Consider the following 18,571-nt stretch of genomic DNA (forward strand, 5'->3'; position numbering starts at 1 on the left):
AGTGTTCCTGTTCTCTCGTACGGCTTGGTCGGCCGGCTCGCGGGTGGGCGCCTCAGATGGAGAAAGTGACGTCGGTGAGCTGCTCGGACACGGCCCACAGGCGCTTCTGGGCGGCGGTGTCGTGGGACTTCTTGCTGGAGGTGACCACCTCGGGGTATCCGCGGGTTCCGGCCAAGCCGTTGGGGCCGTAGAACTGGCCGCCGGTGACGGCGGGATCGGTGGCCGCCCTCAGGATGGGCAGCGCTCCCATGGAGGCCGGCTGGGCCAGCAGAGGCTGGAGCAGGTTGGCCCCCTTGCGCACCAGGCCGCTCATGTTCTGCTGAAGTTCGGTATCCGCCGCGCCGGGATGCGCGGCGGCGGCGATGGTGGTGTGGTGCGGGGCGAGGCGGCGCTGGAGTTCGTAGGTGAACATCAGGTTGGCCAGCTTGGCCTGCCCGTAGGCGACAACCCGGTTGTAGGAGCGGTCGAACTGCAGGTCGTCGAAGTGGATGTCGGCCCGGATGCGGTGGCCGAAGCTGCTGACGGTGACCACCCGGGAGCCGGGCACGGGCAGCATCAGGTCCAGCAGCAGGCCGGTGAGCGCGAAGTGCCCGAGGTGGTTGACCCCGAACTGCATGTCGAACCCGTCCTCGGTCTTCTGCCGGGGCGTGTACATCACGCCCGCGTTGTTGATGAGCAGGTCGATCTTCGGGTGTGCGGTGTGCAGCTCATCGGCGGCCGCGCGTACCGACTTGAGGCTGGCGAGGTCCAGGCGCTGGAGGCTGAGCTTGGCGCCCGGGGCGCTCTCGCGGATGCGGGCGAGGGCTTGGCGGCCCTTGTCGGGGTTGCGCACGGCGAGGACGACGTGCGCGCCGTGCTCGGCCAGGGCCCGCGCGGTCTGCAGCCCGAGGCCGCTGTTGGCGCCTGTGACGACAGCGACCCTGCCGTCCTGGGCGGGGATGTTTTGTTCGGTCCAACGGTCGGTGGTGCTGGCCATGGTGATCAATCTCCATAACGTGAATGGGGCTTCACCATGTAGGGTGAAGCAATATTCACCTTTCGTCAAATGGTTCCGGAGGGCCCCATGACCTCACCCCGACCGCTGCGCGCCGACGCGGCCCGCAATCGCACCCGGATCATGACCGCGGCGCATGAGCAGATCACCGAGCACGGGCCCGATGTGTCGATGGAGCAGATCGCCGCTGCCGCGGGTGTCGCGGTCGGCACCCTGTACAAGCACTTCCCGAACAAGAGGGACCTGGTCACAGCCGTGGTCGCGGCCTCGTTCGAAACAGTCGCCGACGACGCCGAGGAGTGCCTGCGACGCGAGGGCCAAGGTTCCCCGGCCATGGCGGAGCTCACCGGCTTCCTCAGCCGCGTGATGGACACCGTCGCCCACAACCGCGCCGTCAAGGCAGCCGCGTACGCGCTCAGCGCCGACCACACCGCCCACCCCGCCATGCGGGAGGTGGAAACCCGCGTCACCCAGGCCCTCGACCGGCTCATCCGCACCGCACAAGCCCAGGGCGGCCTGCGCGCCGACTTCACCCTCGACGACCTGTACCTGATGCTCTCCACCCTCCCCGCCGACCAGCCGCCCACCGCCCGTGCCCGATGGCTCGCCCTCCTGCTCACCGGCCTCACCGCACGCTGACCGACCGCGCGGCAGGGGTGCACAGTCCTGTGCGCCTCCGCGGTCCGACGATGGCGACGCGCTCTGGCAAGTGCTTCGCCAGGTCCACGGCCACTCCGGCATCCCCGTCCTGTTCGGCGGACAGGTGGAGAACACACGGCTGAGCCTGTCGCAGTTCATCGGTGTGCGGACGGTGGGCCTGCGCCGCCTCAGGGTGCGCGCCGAGGGCGGGCTGGTCGGCCGGGTTCTCACCACGGGGGCGGCCGGCCAAGGTGGCCGACTACAGGTCGGCCCGCTCGATCACGCACGACTATGACCGCCCCGTGCTGACGGAGGGGATCCGCTCCGTCGTAGCCGTGCCCGTCGTGGTGTCCGGTGCGGTGCTCTACGGGGCCAGTCGACTGCGCATCAGGTCCAGCAGCAGGCCGGTGAGCGCGAAGTGCCCGAGGTGGTTGACCCCGAACTGCATGTCGAACCATAGTGAAGCATCATTCACCTTTCGTCAAATGGTCGCCTCGGCCTGGGCCCTCAAATCTGCTGGGGCCCTCCGGAAGCGCGGTGCCATGCGGATGGCGCCGTCGAGGCGGATGACCTCGCCGTTGAGCATGGGGTTGTCGACGATGTGTCGCACCAGGGCGGCGAAATCGGCCGGATCGCCGAGGCGCGCGGGGTGAGGGACCTGCCGTCCGAGGGAGTCACGAGCCTCCTGGGGCAGTCCTGACATGAGCGGGGTGTCGAACCAGGCCTGGTGCGATGGAGACCACGCGGATGAGGTGCTGGGCGAGTTCCCGGGCGGCGGGGAGGGTTAGGGCGGCCACCTCGCCCTTGGACGCGGCGTAGGCGGCCTGGCCGATCTGGCCGTCGTAGGCGGCGACCGAAGAGGTGGCGACGAGGACACCGCGTTCGCCGTCCACGGGCTCGGACTCGACGATGCGCTGGGCGGCGAGCCGGAAGACGTTGAAGGTGCCGACGAGGTTGACTCCGACCACCCGGGCGGAGGCGTCCAGGTCCAGTGGTCCGCTGCGGGAGAGCATGCGGCCCGGCGTCGCGACGCCCGCGCAGCTGACCGTGACGATGAGACCCGACCAGTTTGATGCCGATGAGCGCCATCGGCACGGTGCGCTCTCGAGGAGTGGACGCGCCGCCGGGCCATCTACCAGGTTCAGCAAGCTTGTTCGCCGTCTGCCCGCCGCCCTGCAGTCGGGCCTGCTGCTGGCCGACCGCAACCTCGCCGGCCTGCGGGCGTCGCCTCATCTCGGATCTCCTGCACCGCAACGGTCCAGCTCGCCCGGCTCACGACCGCCGACGCAGCGAGTCGGCAGGTCGGGGGGTGGCCGTCCAACTGGCGAGGAGCTTGAGTCGTTCTTCGTCGGGGGTGCCCGGCTGGGCGGTGTAGATGGTCAAAGAGTGCGCCTCGCGGGCGGAGATGGGCAGGTCCAGCGGCTGGTAGGTGAGTTCCAAGGGGCCTGCGTCAGGGTGGTGAAAGCGTTTGACGCCGCCGTGGTGGATGCGCACGTTGTGGGCGGCCCACCGGGTGCGGAATTCGGTGCTGACGGTGGACAGCTCACCGACGAGTTCACGCAGCGCCTTGTCGCCTGGGTAGCGGCCGGCTTCGGCGCGCAGCAGGGCGACGGTGGTGTTGGCGGCGCGGTCCCAGTCGTCGACGAAGTCGTGGGAGGCGTCGTCGAGGAAGTAGTAGCGGGCGAAGTTGGGGCGACTGCGCTCGCCGATGGTGTGGCTGTCGAACATCGGCGCGAACAGGGCTCGGGCGAGCGCGTTGGTGGCCACGATGTCCAGGCGGCCGTTGCTGACGAAGGCCGCGGACAGCGTCATGGAGTCGAGGAGCCACTGGACGCGGGGCGGGACGTCGACGGCTTTGCGGCGGCGCCGGGGTGCGGGGCTGGGATGGGCGGCTTTGGCGAGGTCGAACAGGTAGATGCGTTCGTCGTCGCTCAGCTGCAGGGTGCGGGCCACCGCTTCGAGGACGTCCTCGGACACGCCGCTGATGTGGCCTTTCTCCAGCCGTGTGTACCACTCGGTGCTCACCCCGGCGAGGACGGCGACCTCCTCGCGGCGCAGCCCGGGCACGCGACGCCGGCCGCTGGTGGGCAGGCCAACCTGTTCGGGGGTGAGCTGGGCGCGTCGGCGGGCGAGGAAGTCACGGATGTCGGCGCGGTTGTCGGAGCGGCTTTCCATGCTTCCCACGCTACGGCCCGCAACCGGGGCAAGGGGGGTTGAGCTTGTACCCCCCATAAACGCAGCCTCCCGCGCGGAGGGATGGAGCGGTTTCGTGGGATGCGCACCCCGATCTCGATCGCTGCGGAGATGATGCATGACCACGCGAGGAGGAGCCCTCCACGCCCCCGCCGACGGCCGCACCGGTGACCGCGAGCGTCCGCCCGCCCGGCTTCCGCTCGTCGTGTACGTACTGGCTCTGGGCACGTTCCTGATGGGCACGACCGAGTTCGTGGTGGCGGGCCTGCTGCCGGAGATAGCGGGCGATGTGCAGGTCAGTGTGGCCCGGGCCGGGCTGCTGATCACGGTTTTCGCGGTCGGGATGATTGTCGGCGCGCCGCTGATGGCGATGCTGACGCTGCGGCTGCCCCAGCGGCTGACACTGACTCTCGCGCTGGGTGTCTTCGCGGCCGGACACGTCATCGTCGCGCTCGGTTCCAGCTTCACGCTGCTGCTGGCCGCGCGGTTCTTGACCGCGCTGGCGACCGGGGCGTTCTGGGCGGTGGCCAACGTGGTGGCCGCCCGTGCGGCCGGTCCCGCCGCGAGCTCCCGTGCTCTGGGCGTCGTGGGCGCCGGGGCGATGCTCGCCAACGTCGTCGGTGTGCCGCTGGGTGCTTTCGCCGGACAGCTCATGGGCTGGCGGGGACCGTTCTGGGCCCTGGCCGTCTTCGCAGCCGGCGCCATGGCGCTCATCGCCCGCCAGGTCCCGCACGACACCGACGGCGGCCAGGCGATCTCCGTGCGCTCGGAGCTGTCCGCTCTGCGCTCGGGGCGCCTGTGGCTGGCACTGGCGGCCTGCACGACCACGACCGGCGGCGTGCTGTCGACGTACACCTACATCTCGCCGTTGCTGACCGACCGGGCCGGTCTGGCCGCCACCCTGGTGCCGCTGGTGCTGGGCGGCTTCGGCGTCGGTGCCCTGGCAGGTTTCCTGGTGGGAGGCCGCCTGGGGGACCGTCGTCCGCACACGATCACGATCGTGGCCCCCGCGGTGACCACGGCCCTGCTGCTGGCGATCTGCCTGCTGTCCACCCACGCCGTGCCCACGGTCGCGCTGATCGCCCTGCTGGGACTGTTCGGTCTGGGCGCGAACCCGGTCCTCATCGCCCTGGCGGTGCGCTTCGCAGGCCAGGCACCCACCCTGGGATCAGCCCTGACCGTGTCGGCGTTCAATCTCGGCACCGCCATCGGCTCCTGGATCGCCGGAGTGGCCCTCGAATCCCCCTTGGGTGCCGCGGGCCCCGCCGTCATCGGCACCGTCATCGCCGCATTGACCCTGGTCCCCACGATCGCCATCGCGCTCACCCAGCGCCGGCGCCCGGCGGCGTGAGCCCCACAAACCGACTAACACGAAACGGCGCCCCAGGCGCCAGCACAACAGAGCTAGGAGATCCACCATGCGTGGAGTAGTGATGTACACGGCCGGTGACGTTCGGGTGGAGGAGCGCGAGGATCCGAAGATCGTCGAGCCCACCGACGCCATCGTGAAGCTGACCGCGACCTGCATCTGCGGCTCGGACCTGTGGCCGTACCGCGGCATCGAGCCCGCCGACCACCAGGTCATGGGACACGAGTACGTGGGCGTCGTCGAGGAAGTCGGCTCCGAGGTCAAGAACGTCAAGGTCGGCGACTTCGTCGTCGGGTCGTTCGTCATCTCCGACAACACCTGCGAGATCTGTCAGGCCGGGTTCCAGTCCAAGTGCGTGCACGCCGAGTTCGTCGCGCAGACGATCGGCACCCAGGCCGAGAAGGCCCGCATTCCGCACGCCGACGGCACCCTCGTCGCCACTCCGGGGCAGCCCGATCCGGAGCTGATCCCCTCCCTGCTGGCCGCCTCGGACGTGCTCGGCACCGGCTGGTACGCCGCCGTCGCCGCGGAGGCCGGGCCCGGCAAGACCGTCGCGGTCGTCGGCGACGGCGCGGTCGGCCTGATGGCCGTCCTGGCCGCCAAGCAGCTCGGCGCGGAGCGCATCATCGCGATGTCCCGCCACCCCGAGCGGCAGAAGCTGGCCCGCTACTACGGCGCCACAGACATCGTCGAAGAACGCGGTGATGAAGGCGTCGCGAAGATCAAGGAACTCACGGGCGGCCTCGGAGCGCACTCGGTCATCGAGGCGGTCGGCACTCAGGAGTCCTTCATGCAGGCCGTCGGCGCCACCCGCGGCGGCGGGCACCTTGGCTACGTGGGTGTGAACTACGACGTGTCCATCCCCGGCATCGAGCTGTTCTTCGCCGGCATCCACACGCTCGGCGGTCCGGCCCCGGTACGCCGGTTCCTGCCCGACCTGATCCAGCTCATCTGGGACCGCAAGATCGACCCCGGCAAGGTCTTCGACCTCACCCTGCCGCTGGAGCAGGCCCCGGAGGGCTACAAGGCGATGGACGAGCGGCGCGCCACCAAGGTGATTCTCACCTTCTGACCCCGCCTCTCACACCCCTTCTCCGCCCGCTCCCCACCACCGCAGCAGACGGAGCGGCTGAGGAGCTCGACTCCCCAGCCGCTCCGTCACCGCCATTGCGCGACATACCGCGTGCGGGCGACGGCCCCCGCGTACGGCCATCCCGTCCTGTGGCGATGGCGATTCACCCAGCCGTGCTCCTGGGCACGGGTGGTCGGTCCACGATCACGTCCGGCTGCCGGGCCATCCAGGGCCGCCGCCGCTGTCCGCTCCCCGAAGGGTGCGGCGGCGGCCCGCCCCATCGCACGAAGAAGCACTCCCCGGAGGCAGTCCCATGCTCAACATCGCAGACGTACTGCACCGCTGGTGCCGCGCAGCCCGTCCCTTCGCCCTGGCGACCGTCGTCGACGTCACCGGCAGCGCGCCCCTGCCCATCGGTACGTCGGTCGCGGTCGACGCAGAGGGCAACGCGGTCGGCAGCATCTCCGGCGGCTGCGTCGAAGGCGCGGTGTACGAGCTGTGTCAACAGGTGCTCCACGACCGGGGCGCCCCACAACGCGCCTGGTTCGGCTACTCCGACGACGATGCCTTCGCCGTCGGCCTGACCTGCGGCGGCGAACTGGACGTCCTCGTCCAGCGGATCGACCCCACACAGCAGCCCCACCTGACCGCCGCCTTCGCCGAGGTCACCGAGGGCCGACCGGCCGCCGTGACACAGATCGTGGACGGCCCTGACCACCTCATCGGCGCGACTCTCAGCATCCTCGGCGACGACGACGTCGCCCACGGGACCATGGACAGCGGACCGGTATACCGGGCGGTGGCGAACCAGGCCCGTGCCCTGATGCGAATGGGGCGCACCGGACGCGTGAAGGCCGGCGGCGGGGGAGAGGACTGTCTCGAACCGCTGTCCGTGCTGGTACACGTCCACGCCGCCCGCCCGCGCATGCTGATCTTCGGAGCCGTCGACTTCGCCGCCGCCCTCAGCCAGGCCGGGGCCTTCCTCGGCTACCGCATCACCGTGTGCGACGCCCGCCCCGTCTTCGCTACCACGGCCCGCTTCCCGCACGCGGACGAGGTCGTGACCGACTGGCCTCACCGCTACCTGGAACACACCGAGGTGGACGAACGCACCGCCGTCTGCGTCCTCACTCACGACGCCAAGTTCGACATCCCCCTGCTGCGCCTGGCGCTCGGCACGTCTGCCGCCTACATCGGTGCGATGGGCTCACGGCGCACCCACCACGAGCGCCTGCACCTACTGAGGCAGGCCGGCCTCACCGAGGATCAATTGGCCCGGCTGCGGTCCCCCATCGGCCTTGACCTCGGCGCCCGCACCCCGCAGGAGACCGCCGTCTCCATCACAGCGGAGATCATCGCCCACACCAACCTGGGCACCGGGCTGCCCCTGTCGTCGACCAGCGGCCCGATCCACCGGCCGGCCGTGAGAGAACGAGCAGCCATGAAGTGAGCCGGGCATGGAGTGCTCACCGAGGCGGCGCTCCCCGCGGCGGAAGAAGTGGGTCGCACCGGACAGCTACCTCACGGGTCACGTGTATGACAACACCACCCTGAATGAGGTGACGTGTCGGCTGTCCGTGGCGCTCGACCGGCCAGCGACGGCCGCACGCCCCGGCGACTACTACTTCCTCCGCTTCGAAGCCGCCGGCATTGGGCGCGAGTGGCACCGCGACTTCACCCGCAAGGTCGGCCGCGTCGCACCCGGTACGTCAGTACGCGTGCCATCTCCGAGTGGGCGTCGGCTTGGCCGCCGAGGGTCAGGGGTTCATGGTCCCAGAGGGTAGTCGTGAGCCTGCTCAGGAGGGGGGTTGAGTTTATGCCCCCTATAGACACGACCTTCCTCATGCGCGGCTGAGCCGGTTTCCTGAAACACCGCAGCTCGATCACGTTCCGTATCCCGTACTGCACGACTTCCCGCTTGAGCTGCCGCAGAGCCCTGTGCGCGGCTGATCCGTCCGTGATGTGAAGGCGTACGAATGTCTACTGAACTCCCCCAGTCCTCTGTTCCTCCCCCCACCGGAGTCGACGAGCCGTCCTCGGCGCCCACCCGGCGTACCTTTATCGCCACCACCACCGTGGTCGGTGGTGCCGTCGTTGCGGGCGGTGTGATCGGAGGCACCCTGCTCGTCGAGGACGAAGTGGCCGCCGCCGAGGCCCCGCCCGAGAGCCGGGTCTCCCTGACGGTCAACGGCACCCGCAGGACCGTGACCGTGGACAACCGCACTTCGCTGCTGGATCTGCTGCGTGAGCACTTCGGCCTGACAGGGTCCAAGAAGGGCTGCAACGCTGGTGCTTGTGGGGCGTGCACGGTTTTGGTCGACGGGCGTCGGGTGAACTCCTGTCTGACGCTGGCGGTGCGTCTGGAGGGTGCCGAGGTCACCACGATCGAGGGCCTGGCCGCGGGCGACGAACTGCACCCGTTGCAGCAGGCGTTCATCGACGAGGACGCCTTCCAATGTGGCTACTGCACGCCCGGTCAGATCATGTCCGGGGTCGGCTGCATCCAGGAGGGGCATACCGGTTCGGCGGAGGAGATCCGGGAGTGGATGAGCGGCAACATCTGCCGCTGCGGCTGTTACGTGAAGATCGTGCGCGCGGTCGAGCAGACCGCCGGCCGGAAGTAAGGAGCCGCTGACATGCATCCCTTCTCCTTCATGAAGGCCGCAGATACCCGTGAGGCCCTCAACGCGGGCCGTCGCGGCGGTCGTTATATCGCCGGCGGCACCACCCTCGTCGACCTGATGCGCGAGACGGTCGAGCGCCCCGAGACCCTGGTCGACATCAGTGACCTGCCACTGCGCGACATCAGGGTCACCGAGCGTGGGGGCTTGCGCATCGGCGCGCTGGTGAGCATGGCCGAGACCGCCGCCCACCCCAAGGTGCGTTCCCTGTTCCCGGTCGTCTCCGAGTCGCTGGAGCTGAGCGCGTCGGCGCAGCTGCGGAACATGGCGACCATCGGCGGCAACATCATGCAGCGCACCCGGTGCACGTACTTCCGTGACGTGAGCGCCGACTGCAACAAGCGCGAGCCGGGCTCGGGCTGTGCCGCGCTGCACGGCTTCAACCGTATGCACGCGATCCTGGGCACCTCCGAGTCCTGTGTGGCCACGCACCCGTCCGATGTGGCGGTGGCGTTCGCGGCGCTGGAGGCGACCGTGCACCTGCTGGGCCCGGACGGGGAGCGCGAGGTGCCTTTCGTCGACTTCCTGCTGCGGCCCGGTAACACCCCCAACCGTGAACAAGCCCTCCGCAAGGGCGAGTTGATCACGGCGGTGGAGATCCCCGCCCTGCCGCGTCCGCTGAAGTCCGGCTATCTGAAGGTGCGTGACCGGCAGTCGTACGAGTTCGCCCTCACCTCCGCAGCCGTCGCCCTGCACATCCGCGGCGGGGTCATCCGTGAGGCGAAGGTTGCCGCCGGGGGCGTGGGCACGGTGCCGTGGAAGCTGCCTGCGGTGGAGCGGCACCTCGTCGGGGAGCGCCCCTCGGACGCCCTGTTCACGGCCGCCGCCGAGCAGGCGGTGCAGGGGGTTCGCCCGCTGGAGAACAACCGGTTCAAGGTCGCGCTGCTGAGGCGGACCGTCGAACGCCAGCTGCGCATCGTAGGAGGTACCAAATGAGCCCCCAGCCCCAGGCAGCCGTGGGTGCGCCGCTGTCCCGGGTGGACGGGCGGCTGAAGGTCACGGGCAAGGCGCGGTACGCCGCCGAGTTCGATGTCGACGGGGTGGTGCACGCCGTGATCGTCGACGCGAGCATCGGCCGTGGCCGTATCACCGGCGTCGACACCCGTGATGCCGAAGCCCATCCGGGCGTGTTGCGGGTGATCCACCACGGCAACGCGCCGAAGCTGCCGTACCGCGACAATCCGGGTTCGAACAACCTGCCCGGCCGACGGCTGCGGGTCTTCCAGGACGACAAGGTCCTCTTCCACGGTCAGCCGGTCGCTGTCGTGGTGGCCACCACGCTGGAGGCCGCGCAACACGGCGCGAGCCTGGTGAAGGTCAGCTATGACGCCGAGCAGCCCTCGACCGACCTGGCCGAGGCCAAGGCGGGCGAGCCGACCAAGTACGCGCGCGGTGACGCCGAGGCCGGCCTACGCGAGGCGGCAGTGCGGATGGACTTGACGTACCGCATGGCGCGCAACCACCACAACCCGATGGAGACGCACGCCACCATCGCCCGCTGGAACGGCAACAAGCTCACCGTGTGGGACAAGACGCAGTGGGTGGTGGGCACCCAGACGGAACTCTCTACGGTGTTCGATGTGCCGCTGGACTCCGTGCGGGTCATCAACCCCTTCGTCGGCGGCGCCTTCGGCAGCGGACTGCGCTGCTGGCCGCACACGGTCGTCGCCGCGCTGGCCGCCCGCGAGATGAAACGTCCGGTCAAGGTGGTCCTGACCCGCAAACAGATGTACTTCGGCACCGGCTTCAGGCCCTCCTACGAGTACCGGCTGAGCCTGGGCAGCGACCAGCGGGGCCGCCTGAAGGCCACGGTCCACGAGATAGACGCGGAGACCTCGTCGTACGAGACGTTCGAAGAGGCCATCATGCTCGCCGGCCAGATGTTCTACAGCACACCGAACGTCAGCCAGGCGTACCGCAAGGTGCCCCTGGATGTGAACAGCCCGATCTGGATGCGCGGTCCGGGCTTCGCGAACGCGTCCTTCGCCATCGAGTCGGCCATGGACGAACTCGCGCACCGCCTCCGCATCGACCCGATCGAGCTGCGCCTGCGCAACGAACCGGCCGAGGACGAGTCGAACAACCTGCCCTGGTCCACCCGTCGGCTGCGCGAGTGCTACACCGTCGGCGCCCGGGAGTTCGGCTGGCACCGGCACAACCCGAAGCCCCGCTCGACGCGGGACGGCGACTGGCTGATCGGTCTGGGCATGGCCGCGGCCGTGTACGACCCCAACAACATGGAGGCGCACGCCCGCGCCCGCCTGAACGCGGACGGCACCGCGGTGGTCGAGGCCGCCGCCAGTGACATGGGTCCGGGCACCTACACCTCCCAGACCCAGGTCGCTGCGGACGCGCTCGGACTCGCCATGCGCGCGGTGACCTTCAGGCTCGGCGACTCCCTGTATCCGCAGACCCCGCCGCACGGCGGCTCCATGACCATGATGTGCGTCGGCTCCGCCAACCTCGACGCCTGCAACAAGATCCGCCGACAAGCGATCGAACTGGCCGTCGAGGACGAGGAATCACCGCTGTACGGCGTCAAAGCCGAGGACATCGTGGTACGCAGCGGGCGGCTGCACGTGCGGAGCAACTCGGCGCGCGGCGAGACCTACCAGCGGCTGCTGGCCCGCAACAACCTCACCCACCTCGAAGCCGACGGCTCGTGGTCCGGACCGCAGGATCCCGAGCGGCACTCGTACTACTCCTACGGCGCGGTCTTCACCGAGGTCGGGGTGGACGCGACGCTGGGACTGGTGCGAGTGCGGCGGATGCTCGGCGTGTACGACTGCGGACGCATCGTCAGCCCCAAGCTCGCCGACAGTCAGGCGCTGGGCGGCATGGTCGGCGGCATCGGCCAGGCGCTGTTGGAGCACACGGTCACCGATCACCGCGACGGCCGGATCGTCAACGCCGACCTCGCCGGCTACCTGGTCCCGGTCAACGCCGACATCCCCGAGATCAAGGCGATCTACCTACAGGGCGAGGACATGCAGGCCGACCCGCTAGGCGTCAAGGGGCTCGGCGAGATCGTCCAGGTCGGGGTGGCATCCGCCATCGCCAACGCCGTCTTCAACGCCACCGGACGACGAATCCGCGAACTACCCATCACCGCCGAAGCGTTGCTCTGAACCGGGGCGCCCCGGGCCACTGAGGAGCGGCCCGTCGCCCGGGGCGCTCCATGCTCGTCCGGCAGTCGGTCCCCCCCCGTCCGGCTGCCGGGCTTCCTCGGGGGCTGCCGTCGCGTACCCGCCTCGTCGGGCGCGGCGGCAGCCCGCCCGTCTCTCCGATCCCCTCGACCCACACGGAGAAATACACCCATGCTGAACATCGCGGAGACGCTGAACCGTTGGTGCCGCGAAGCTCGGCCCTTCGCCCTGGCCACCGTCGTCGACGTGCGGGGCAGCGCACCCCCGCCCACGGGTACGTCGGTCGCGGTCGACGCGGAGGGCAACGCGGTCGGCAGCATCTCCGGCGGCTGCGTCGAGGGCGCCGTGTACGAGCTGTGCCGACAGGTGCTGCACGACGGGGGCGCCCCGCAGCGGGCCTGGTTCGGGTACTCCGACGACGACGCCTTCGCTGTCGGGCTGACCTGCGGCGGCGAGCTCGACGTGTTCGTCCAGCGCGTCGACTGGTCCGACGGACCCCACCTCGCGGCGGCTCTGGGCGAGGTCGTGAAGGGCCGGCCAGCGGCCGTGGCTCAGGTCGTCGACGGCCCGGAGGACGTCCTCGGCTCCACCTTGAGCGTCCTCGCCGACGGCAGCATGACCTACGGCACCCTGGGCGACGGATCGGCGGACCGGCCGGTGGCGGAGGAGGCCCGGGCCCTGCTGCGGGCAGGCCGCACCGCCCGCGTCACGGTCGGCGGCAGCGGGGACGGATGCCCCGAACCGCTGACCGTCCTCGTCCACGTCCAGGCGTCGCGCCCGCGCATGCTGGTCTTCGGCCCGGGCGACTTCGCCATCGCGCTCAGCGCCGCCGGCCCGCGGCTTCCACGGCCGCCGGCGTCCACAGTTCAGCCGCAGCACACGCCGAGAAGGCCTGAGCCATCGCCCGTCAGGACCGCGCCCATCAGAGTACCGATCAAAACGGACGCTCGGGCACGCGGGTGAGATGACGGCCGACCACCGGCGCCTCCCCCCACCGCGTCCACCGGGCCGGGCCCTAGACATGGCAAGGAACCGTCCCGACCGCCTCGGTGGCCGACCCGAAACCGCAAAGGAGCAACCCCGTGCGCGCTGCAGTACTGCACGCCCCCGGCGACGTACGTGTGGAAGAGATCACCGCCCCGACCGATGCCGTCATCCGGCTCTCAGCTTCCTGCGTCGGCGGCTCGAACCTCTGGCCCTACCGCGGCGTCGAGGCCATCGACGGCCCCACCCCATGGGACACCGTACGTCGGTGTCGCCGAGGGGGTCGGCCGTGAATCCGCACGGCGTCAGCCGCCGCAAACTGCTGGGACTGATCACCGCCGGCTCCGCTGCCGCAGCGGGGCTCCTGGCCGTGAACTGGCAGAACGCGTCCGGCCCCGGCTGGCCGGGCATCTCCCCGGTCAACGCCGGGGCCACCCCACCGAGGCGGGGCAACAAGACCCTGGTCGTCTTCTACTCCAAGACCGGCAGGAACTTCCCCGACCTCAACCTCGAAGTCGGCAACACCGCCCAGGTCGCCGGATTCATCCACGACCGGGTCGGCGGGGACAGATACGAGGTCGTCCCGGCCGAGCCGTACCCGGCCGACTACGACGAGACCGACAGGATGGCGCAACGGGAGGCGAGTGAGCGCCTCTACCGTCCCATCAAACCCGCAACACCCGAAACCGACCAATACGGCACAGTCTTCCTCGGGTTCCCGATCTGGTGGGGCGAACAGCCGATGGCGATGCAGACCTTCATGCGGGATCACAATCTGAACGGCGCCAGGATCGTGCCCTTCGTCACCCACGAAGGCTCGCAGTTCGGCAACTCACTCGAATTCCTCAAGCGCTACTACCCCCAGGCAGACGTCCTGGACGGCTACGCCCGGCAGGGCCAGCAGGTCTACCGCGATCCTGACGGCACCCGGACCCAGGTCAACTCCTGGCTGGAAGGACTGGGGTTCTGATGGCCAGGACGCTACTGCTGTGGGGCCTTGCCGCGGTGTTCCCGCTGCCCCTCGTGCTCACGCTGAACGCCCAGCTCACGGACGTGACGAGCATGCGGCTCTACATATCCCTGGGGCTGGTCGCGTACTGCTGGTGGCTGCTGGCGATCCTGCTCAGTGTGCGCCCGTCCTGGCTGGACCGGGCCGTAGGGCTGCGGCACATCTACGCGCTGCACGGTGTGCTCGGCATCCTCGCCCTCATCCCGGCATATCTGCACCGCGAAAACACCTTCGCTCCGAGCACCTGGGCCAGGGACCTCGGTGACTGGGCGTTCTGGGTGGCGTTCACGGTGCTGTGCTATTCGCTCCTGTTCATGAGCGGATGGCTGACCGACAGGTCGCCTCTCCTGCTGAAGGTGAAGAGCCGGCTCGAACTCGTCTTCCGGCACCAGCTCTCGGTCTGGATACATCGGCTCAACCTGGCCGCCGTCCTCCTGATCTGGCTGCACGTCCACCTGATCGACCGGGTGGCCCAGCACTTCGCGTTCATGGTCCTCTTCGACCTTCACACGGTGGTGGTGCTCGGTATCTACGTCTGGAAGAAGTGGATCGCACCGGACAGCTACCTCACGGGAAGAGTGCAGGACAACGTCGCACTGAACCGGGCGACCCGCAGGCTGTCGGTCACACTCGACCGTACGTCGACGACGTCACGGCCCGGCGACTTCTACTTCCTCCGGTTCGAGGACCAGGGCATCGGCCGGGAATGGCATCCCTTCTCCGCGACCGACGACCGTCACGACACCCTGACGTTCACGATCCGGCAGACCGGCGACTACACCCGCAAGGTCGGCGGCATCGCGCCCGGAACACCAGTACGCCTGGAAGGGCCTTTCGGGCAGTTCGACCAGACTGTCCGGGAACACCCTGTCGGTGCACCGCTCGTGCTCGTGGGCATGGGCGCAGGTGTCGCACCGCTGCTAAGTCTGATCTCAGCTCATGGAGGGGATCGGCGCATCCACCTGCTGTGGTCGGTCCGCCGTCCCGAGGACGCCTACTACGACACCCTTCTGAAGGAGTACGAAAACCTCAGCGGCGGTCGTCTCACCGTAACTGTCCGGACCGGGCGGTTCACCCGAGACGATCTGGCCCATGCCCTATCCGAGGAGGAGGTCGCGCGTGGGGCGTTCTTCGTCGTCGGGCCCAACCCAGCCGTGCTGGCCACCCAACGCACGCTGCGCCGCATCGGGGTATCAAGCGGCCGCACCCACCACGAGCGACTCACGATGTAGTTCCGGCTCATGCCAACTCAGCGGTGGCCATGGATAGTTCGCTGACGTGACGCGCAAGGATCAAGATCTTGGCCGTGGTCACGCACCCAACGATCGGCGCAGCCACCGCCGCCGTGCCGGTTCATGCTGTCGGCGGTGAATGCCGCCGCGGGGATGCTCTGCTCGAGGAGGCGCGAGACCAGGCGTCCGACTTCTGCGGGGTGCGGGCCATCAGGCGGCATAGAAGTCGCGGACGCGGATCAAAGCGAAGTCGGCCGCCCAGGAAACTACGGGGGCTTACTGGTGTGCCGGCGCATCCTGGGCCCCCGTGGCCTCGCCGCCGCCAGCAGAACCGCGGTGCGGAACGAGGGCGCCGGGGCGCCCGCTGGCCGATGTGCTGCGTTGAGGGACAAGTGCGGAGCCGCGTCCCATCCCAGGCGAAACACCGAGCTTGCCCCCCCGGACGGAGGCCCAGTTGACGCCGATGATCCGGTCCCCGTCCTCGTCGCTGGTCTCCAGCACGTCGGCGGCGAGGCCGATGCCCGCGACGTTGGCGAGCACTATCGGAGGGCCGACCGCCAGCGCGATCTGCCGGACCACGTCGCCCAGAGAGCGGGCGTCCCTCAGATCGGCGCGGAAGACGGTGGCCTCGGCTCCGGTGTCGGACGGCCGTGTGGCGGTGTCGGCCAGGCCGGGCTCGTCGACGTCGATGAGGACCAGAGGCCGCTGTGGGCGTCGGCGGCACCGCAGTGCGGCCGCTCTAGCCGGGATGTGGCTCGCGTTCAGCCCGTCGTGGCGGAGTTTTTGCCAGGGTAGGGGCCGCCGACGCCTACGAGCCGTCAGGCTGAGGATCCGCTGTCGATGACCAGGTCGGCGCCTACTACCGCGCCGGCCGCAGGCGAGGCGAGGTAGAGCACCGCGGCCGCCACTTCTTCGGCCTCCGCGACCCGGCCGAGCGGGTTGTCTGTCTTCACTCGCTCGGCACGGTCGGCCTCGGTCTCGCCGGGCAGCAGCGACATGGGAGCGGCGGAGGCGCCGGGGCTGACCGCGTTGATGCGGATGCCCTGGTGGATGTGGTCGAGAGCGGCGGCGCGGGTCAGCGCGGAGACCGCTGCCTTGGAGGTGATGTACGCGGCGCCGTTCGGGATCCGCAGGTGGGCACCCAGGATCGAGGAGATGTTGACGATGGCGCCGCCGCCATTGCCCTTCATGTGCGCGATCTCGTGCTTCATGGCCAGCCACACGCCGGTGACATTCGTCCGCAGCACCGCCTCCCAGTCCTCCTCGCTCACCTCGCCGACGGGTACGGTGCCGCGGAGTATCCCGGCGTTGTTGACCGCGATGTCCAGTCCACCAAAGCGGGTGACGCTCTCGCGTACCAGGTTCTGGAGCTGGCCGGAGTCGGTGACATCGGCGGTGACGGCGGCGGCCGTTCCGTGAGCGGCCTCGATGAGGCCGACCGTCTCGTCCAGGGACGCTGCGGTGCGTCCCGCGGCGACCACGGATGCGCCCTCGGCGGCGAAGGCGAGCGCGATCGAGCGGCCGAGGCCGGAGCCTGCGCCGGTGACGAGGACGGTCTTGCCGGTGAAGCGGTTCATTTCGGTGACTCCCTTGGGTGATGGACTACTTGGTGCGGTGTTTCAGGAGAGGGGGTGACGGCGAGGGCGGTCAGGGGCGAGGCGTCGCTGCCGAGCGTGAGCAGAACGGCGAAGAGGACGGTCGGGCCGAATTCCATAGCGGTGTTCAGCACGCCACCCGCGAGCCCGGCCTGCTGCTGCGGTACGCCAAGAGCCGGCGCACTGGCGAAGACCGCGGCGGACAATCCCGGCTGTCACGAGGACGATCCGTACTTTGTGCGGCAGAACCGGGCGGCGATGGAGGTGAATCCGGGGGTCGCGAGCGAGGCCAGGACTGACGCCGAGTTGGCGGAGCCGTGGCGGGCGGTGCCGGAGTTACGCCGTCTCGAACGGCCGATGCCGCGCTTGTCCGTCCGCGGCACGATCTCCCGCATGCGGTTCCTTGTCTGCTGTCTGGCGGGTCGACCGCTGCACCGTCATCCGCGTCGTCGCAAGGATCCGACTGATCGACCGACAGCGGCGCTCGCCGCCTTGCGGCTCTTTGCTACGTGGCGGCGGCTTTGCGGTCATGTGGCGTGGTCGCAGTCAGGACTTGGTGACGACCACTTCATAGGTGGGTGAGGCAGGCGGGTCCTGCGGCGTGGGGCGGGTGTCGAAGTGCGCGTTCACCGCGGCGAGCAGGTGGCCGAAGCGCGCTGCCGTGGCCGGGACGCCGTAGGCCGGGCTGGTGATCTCCTTCTCGAGGGTGCCGCTGCTCAGGTCTCCACTGAGCCTGAAGCGGGCGATCTTGTTGTCGAAGCCCTGCACCACCCACAGCTGTCGGCCGTGGAGCACGAGGCCGTCGGCGTTGGGTGCCTTGATGCCCTTGATGAGCTCGGAGGCCCCGGCGTCCGGGTTGATGGTGTAGATCCGCTGGTTCGCGAAGTGACCGACGACCAGCCTCTTGCCGTCGGGCGTGGCCTGGATTCCGTTGAGGTTGATGTCTCCGCTCAGCTCGGCGGCCGGGCCGGTGACGTCGAGGGTGCGGACCTGTCCTGGTGTGCCTTGCTTGCCGGTGGGCACGAAGTGGAGCTTTGCCTGGGCGGAGTCGGTGAACCAGGCGCCGTCCGCGGTGAGAGCCACGTCGTTGATGAGGCTGGTGGTTCCGGGGGCGGCGAGTTGGAGGGTGGCGACCTCCGCACCGGTGGAGGTGCTGTACACGTTCGCCTGGCCGCTCGGTCCGCCCGCGACGAAGAGCAGGCCGTGGCGCGTGTCGGCCTTCATGCCCACCGCTTCGCGGCCCTCGGGGGCGTCGATGAACAGTTCCGCGGTGCCGCGGCGGATGTCGCCGCGGTAGATGTCCCCGCCGTAGAGGTCGCCGGCGTAGAAGGTCGTGCCCTTGCCCTTCGCGATGCCCTCGGCGGATGTGGCGCCGGGCAGCGTGATGACCTTCTCCTTCACGGCCGAGTGGTGGGCGGTGGGGGTGGTGGTGACAGCGGGGGCCGCCGTGGCGGAGCCGACGAGCAGTCCCGCCGCGAGAAGCGGCAGGGACACGCCCTTCAGGACACGGGCGGACGAACGCTTCCGGAGAATCGTGCGCATGGCATCTTCCTGTTGTGTGAGTTCGGGTAGGTCTTGGCCGCACCGATCAGGTGGGGCGCGGATGCGCCCGGGGCGGCATCCGGTCTGGGCGCCGGCACCGTGGCGAACGTGTGGC

At 69.5% G+C, this 18,571-nt stretch carries 18 protein-coding genes and 3 pseudogenes; 12 read left to right on the forward strand and 9 right to left on the reverse strand.

Annotated features, from left to right (window positions below; translation table 11 throughout):
* Window positions 1-52: 52 nt before the first annotated feature.
* Window positions 53-976, reverse strand: a complete 924-nt coding sequence (locus AB0G20_RS10370) for an SDR family NAD(P)-dependent oxidoreductase (protein WP_361298823.1) — start codon at window positions 974-976, stop codon at window positions 53-55.
* 87 nt (window positions 977-1,063) lie between these two features.
* Between AB0G20_RS10370 and AB0G20_RS10375 the strand changes: the two genes are divergently transcribed.
* Together AB0G20_RS10375 and AB0G20_RS10380 are read left to right on the forward strand one after the other, a co-directional pair.
* Window positions 1,064-1,633: a helix-turn-helix domain-containing protein gene (locus AB0G20_RS10375; RefSeq protein WP_361298826.1), complete on the forward strand. Its 570-nt coding sequence runs from the start codon at window positions 1,064-1,066 to the stop codon at window positions 1,631-1,633.
* Window positions 1,634-1,703: 70 nt separating this feature from the next.
* Entirely contained in the window at window positions 1,704-1,928 is a 225-nt protein-coding gene (locus tag AB0G20_RS10380; protein WP_361298829.1) for a hypothetical protein, read from the forward strand.
* 186 nt (window positions 1,929-2,114) lie between these two features.
* On the opposite strand, the gene AB0G20_RS10385 is transcribed toward AB0G20_RS10380, so the two are convergent.
* The 3 genes from AB0G20_RS10385 to AB0G20_RS10395 form a co-directional block, all read right to left on the reverse strand.
* Window positions 2,115-2,336, reverse strand: coding sequence for a hypothetical protein (locus AB0G20_RS10385; protein WP_361298832.1), 222 nt, complete (start codon window positions 2,334-2,336; stop codon window positions 2,115-2,117).
* Window positions 2,308-2,838, reverse strand: a complete 531-nt coding sequence (locus tag AB0G20_RS10390) for an SDR family NAD(P)-dependent oxidoreductase (protein WP_361298835.1) — start codon at window positions 2,836-2,838, stop codon at window positions 2,308-2,310. The genes AB0G20_RS10385 and AB0G20_RS10390 overlap by 29 nt, the downstream gene beginning before the upstream one ends.
* Before the next feature lie 67 nt (window positions 2,839-2,905).
* Window positions 2,906-3,808, reverse strand: coding sequence for a helix-turn-helix transcriptional regulator (locus AB0G20_RS10395; RefSeq protein WP_361298838.1), 903 nt, complete (start codon window positions 3,806-3,808; stop codon window positions 2,906-2,908).
* Window positions 3,809-3,944: 136 nt separating this feature from the next.
* Here AB0G20_RS10395 and AB0G20_RS10400 point away from each other — a divergent pair, with 136 nt between their 5' ends.
* From AB0G20_RS10400 to AB0G20_RS10445, 10 genes and pseudogenes are all read left to right on the forward strand, one after another.
* Entirely contained in the window at window positions 3,945-5,177 is a 1,233-nt protein-coding gene (locus AB0G20_RS10400; protein ID WP_361298841.1) for an MFS transporter, read from the forward strand.
* Between the two features lie 67 nt (window positions 5,178-5,244).
* Entirely contained in the window at window positions 5,245-6,267 is a 1,023-nt protein-coding gene (locus AB0G20_RS10405) for a zinc-dependent alcohol dehydrogenase family protein (protein ID WP_361298844.1), read from the forward strand.
* A 313-nt stretch (window positions 6,268-6,580) separates the two neighbouring features.
* A complete protein-coding gene (locus AB0G20_RS10410; protein WP_361298847.1) occupies window positions 6,581-7,717 on the forward strand; it encodes an XdhC/CoxI family protein in 1,137 nt (378 codons plus the stop codon).
* 526 nt (window positions 7,718-8,243) lie between these two features.
* Window positions 8,244-8,891, forward strand: coding sequence for a (2Fe-2S)-binding protein (locus AB0G20_RS10415; protein ID WP_361298850.1), 648 nt, complete (start codon window positions 8,244-8,246; stop codon window positions 8,889-8,891).
* A 12-nt stretch (window positions 8,892-8,903) separates the two neighbouring features.
* Entirely contained in the window at window positions 8,904-9,884 is a 981-nt protein-coding gene (locus AB0G20_RS10420; protein WP_361298853.1) for a xanthine dehydrogenase family protein subunit M, read from the forward strand.
* Window positions 9,881-12,076 (forward strand): xanthine dehydrogenase family protein molybdopterin-binding subunit, encoded by a 2,196-nt coding sequence (locus AB0G20_RS10425; RefSeq protein ID WP_361298856.1) that lies wholly within the window; start codon window positions 9,881-9,883, stop codon window positions 12,074-12,076. Before AB0G20_RS10420 ends, AB0G20_RS10425 begins: the two co-directional genes overlap by 4 nt.
* Window positions 12,077-12,265: 189 nt before the next feature.
* Window positions 12,266-12,928, forward strand: a pseudogene (locus AB0G20_RS10430) (XdhC family protein); the annotation flags it as partial.
* Between the two features lie 248 nt (window positions 12,929-13,176).
* Window positions 13,177-13,372 (forward strand): annotated as a pseudogene (locus tag AB0G20_RS10435) (IMP dehydrogenase); the annotation flags it as partial.
* Window positions 13,329-14,048, forward strand: coding sequence for a flavodoxin (locus AB0G20_RS10440; protein ID WP_361298859.1), 720 nt, complete (start codon window positions 13,329-13,331; stop codon window positions 14,046-14,048). The pseudogene AB0G20_RS10435 and the gene AB0G20_RS10440, both read left to right, overlap by 44 nt.
* Window positions 14,048-15,319 (forward strand): ferric reductase, encoded by a 1,272-nt coding sequence (locus AB0G20_RS10445; protein ID WP_361298862.1) that lies wholly within the window; start codon window positions 14,048-14,050, stop codon window positions 15,317-15,319. Before AB0G20_RS10440 ends, AB0G20_RS10445 begins: the two co-directional genes overlap by 1 nt.
* Window positions 15,320-15,595: 276 nt before the next feature.
* Here AB0G20_RS10445 and AB0G20_RS10450 read toward each other — a convergent pair whose 3' ends face one another.
* The 5 genes and pseudogenes from AB0G20_RS10450 to AB0G20_RS10470 form a co-directional block, all read right to left on the reverse strand.
* Window positions 15,596-16,150, reverse strand: a complete 555-nt coding sequence (locus AB0G20_RS10450) for an SDR family NAD(P)-dependent oxidoreductase (RefSeq protein WP_361299386.1) — start codon at window positions 16,148-16,150, stop codon at window positions 15,596-15,598.
* Window positions 16,138-16,896 carry an SDR family oxidoreductase gene (locus AB0G20_RS10455; RefSeq protein WP_361298865.1) on the reverse strand — a complete coding sequence of 253 codons (759 nt, stop codon included), beginning with the start codon at window positions 16,894-16,896 and terminating at the stop codon, window positions 16,138-16,140. The genes AB0G20_RS10450 and AB0G20_RS10455 overlap by 13 nt, the downstream gene beginning before the upstream one ends.
* Window positions 16,893-17,084 (reverse strand): annotated as a pseudogene (locus AB0G20_RS10460) (hypothetical protein); the annotation flags it as partial. The gene AB0G20_RS10455 and the pseudogene AB0G20_RS10460, both read right to left, overlap by 4 nt.
* A 45-nt stretch (window positions 17,085-17,129) precedes the next feature.
* Window positions 17,130-17,309 (reverse strand): hypothetical protein, encoded by a 180-nt coding sequence (locus AB0G20_RS10465; protein WP_361298868.1) that lies wholly within the window; start codon window positions 17,307-17,309, stop codon window positions 17,130-17,132.
* Window positions 17,310-17,460: 151 nt separating this feature from the next.
* A complete protein-coding gene (locus AB0G20_RS10470) occupies window positions 17,461-18,456 on the reverse strand; it encodes an SMP-30/gluconolactonase/LRE family protein (RefSeq protein ID WP_361298871.1) in 996 nt (331 codons plus the stop codon).
* Window positions 18,457-18,571: the final 115 nt, after the last annotated feature.

The organism is Streptomyces sp. NPDC024017, assembly GCF_040638895.1.
In the GTDB taxonomy this organism is placed as follows: domain Bacteria; phylum Actinomycetota; class Actinomycetes; order Streptomycetales; family Streptomycetaceae; genus Streptomyces.

Excerpts from the sequence above, each read along its gene's own strand:
- AB0G20_RS10370 (WP_361298823.1), bottom strand. The coding sequence starts at position 976 with ATGGCCAGCACCACCGACCGTTGGACCGAACAAAACATCCCCGCCCAG.
- AB0G20_RS10375 (WP_361298826.1), top strand. The coding sequence starts at position 1,064 with ATGACCTCACCCCGACCGCTGCGCGCCGACGCGGCCCGCAATCGCACC.
- AB0G20_RS10385 (WP_361298832.1), bottom strand. The coding sequence starts at position 2,336 with ATGTCAGGACTGCCCCAGGAGGCTCGTGACTCCCTCGGACGGCAGGTC.
- AB0G20_RS10395 (WP_361298838.1), bottom strand. The coding sequence starts at position 3,808 with ATGGAAAGCCGCTCCGACAACCGCGCCGACATCCGTGACTTCCTCGCC.
- AB0G20_RS10400 (WP_361298841.1), top strand. The coding sequence starts at position 3,945 with ATGACCACGCGAGGAGGAGCCCTCCACGCCCCCGCCGACGGCCGCACC.
- AB0G20_RS10405 (WP_361298844.1), top strand. The coding sequence starts at position 5,245 with ATGCGTGGAGTAGTGATGTACACGGCCGGTGACGTTCGGGTGGAGGAG.
- AB0G20_RS10410 (WP_361298847.1), top strand. The coding sequence starts at position 6,581 with ATGCTCAACATCGCAGACGTACTGCACCGCTGGTGCCGCGCAGCCCGT.
- AB0G20_RS10415 (WP_361298850.1), top strand. The coding sequence starts at position 8,244 with ATGTCTACTGAACTCCCCCAGTCCTCTGTTCCTCCCCCCACCGGAGTC.
- AB0G20_RS10420 (WP_361298853.1), top strand. The coding sequence starts at position 8,904 with ATGCATCCCTTCTCCTTCATGAAGGCCGCAGATACCCGTGAGGCCCTC.
- AB0G20_RS10425 (WP_361298856.1), top strand. The coding sequence starts at position 9,881 with ATGAGCCCCCAGCCCCAGGCAGCCGTGGGTGCGCCGCTGTCCCGGGTG.
- AB0G20_RS10440 (WP_361298859.1), top strand. The coding sequence starts at position 13,329 with ATGGGACACCGTACGTCGGTGTCGCCGAGGGGGTCGGCCGTGAATCCG.
- AB0G20_RS10445 (WP_361298862.1), top strand. The coding sequence starts at position 14,048 with ATGGCCAGGACGCTACTGCTGTGGGGCCTTGCCGCGGTGTTCCCGCTG.
- AB0G20_RS10455 (WP_361298865.1), bottom strand. The coding sequence starts at position 16,896 with ATGAACCGCTTCACCGGCAAGACCGTCCTCGTCACCGGCGCAGGCTCC.
- AB0G20_RS10465 (WP_361298868.1), bottom strand. The coding sequence starts at position 17,309 with ATGCGGGAGATCGTGCCGCGGACGGACAAGCGCGGCATCGGCCGTTCG.
- AB0G20_RS10470 (WP_361298871.1), bottom strand. The coding sequence starts at position 18,456 with ATGCGCACGATTCTCCGGAAGCGTTCGTCCGCCCGTGTCCTGAAGGGC.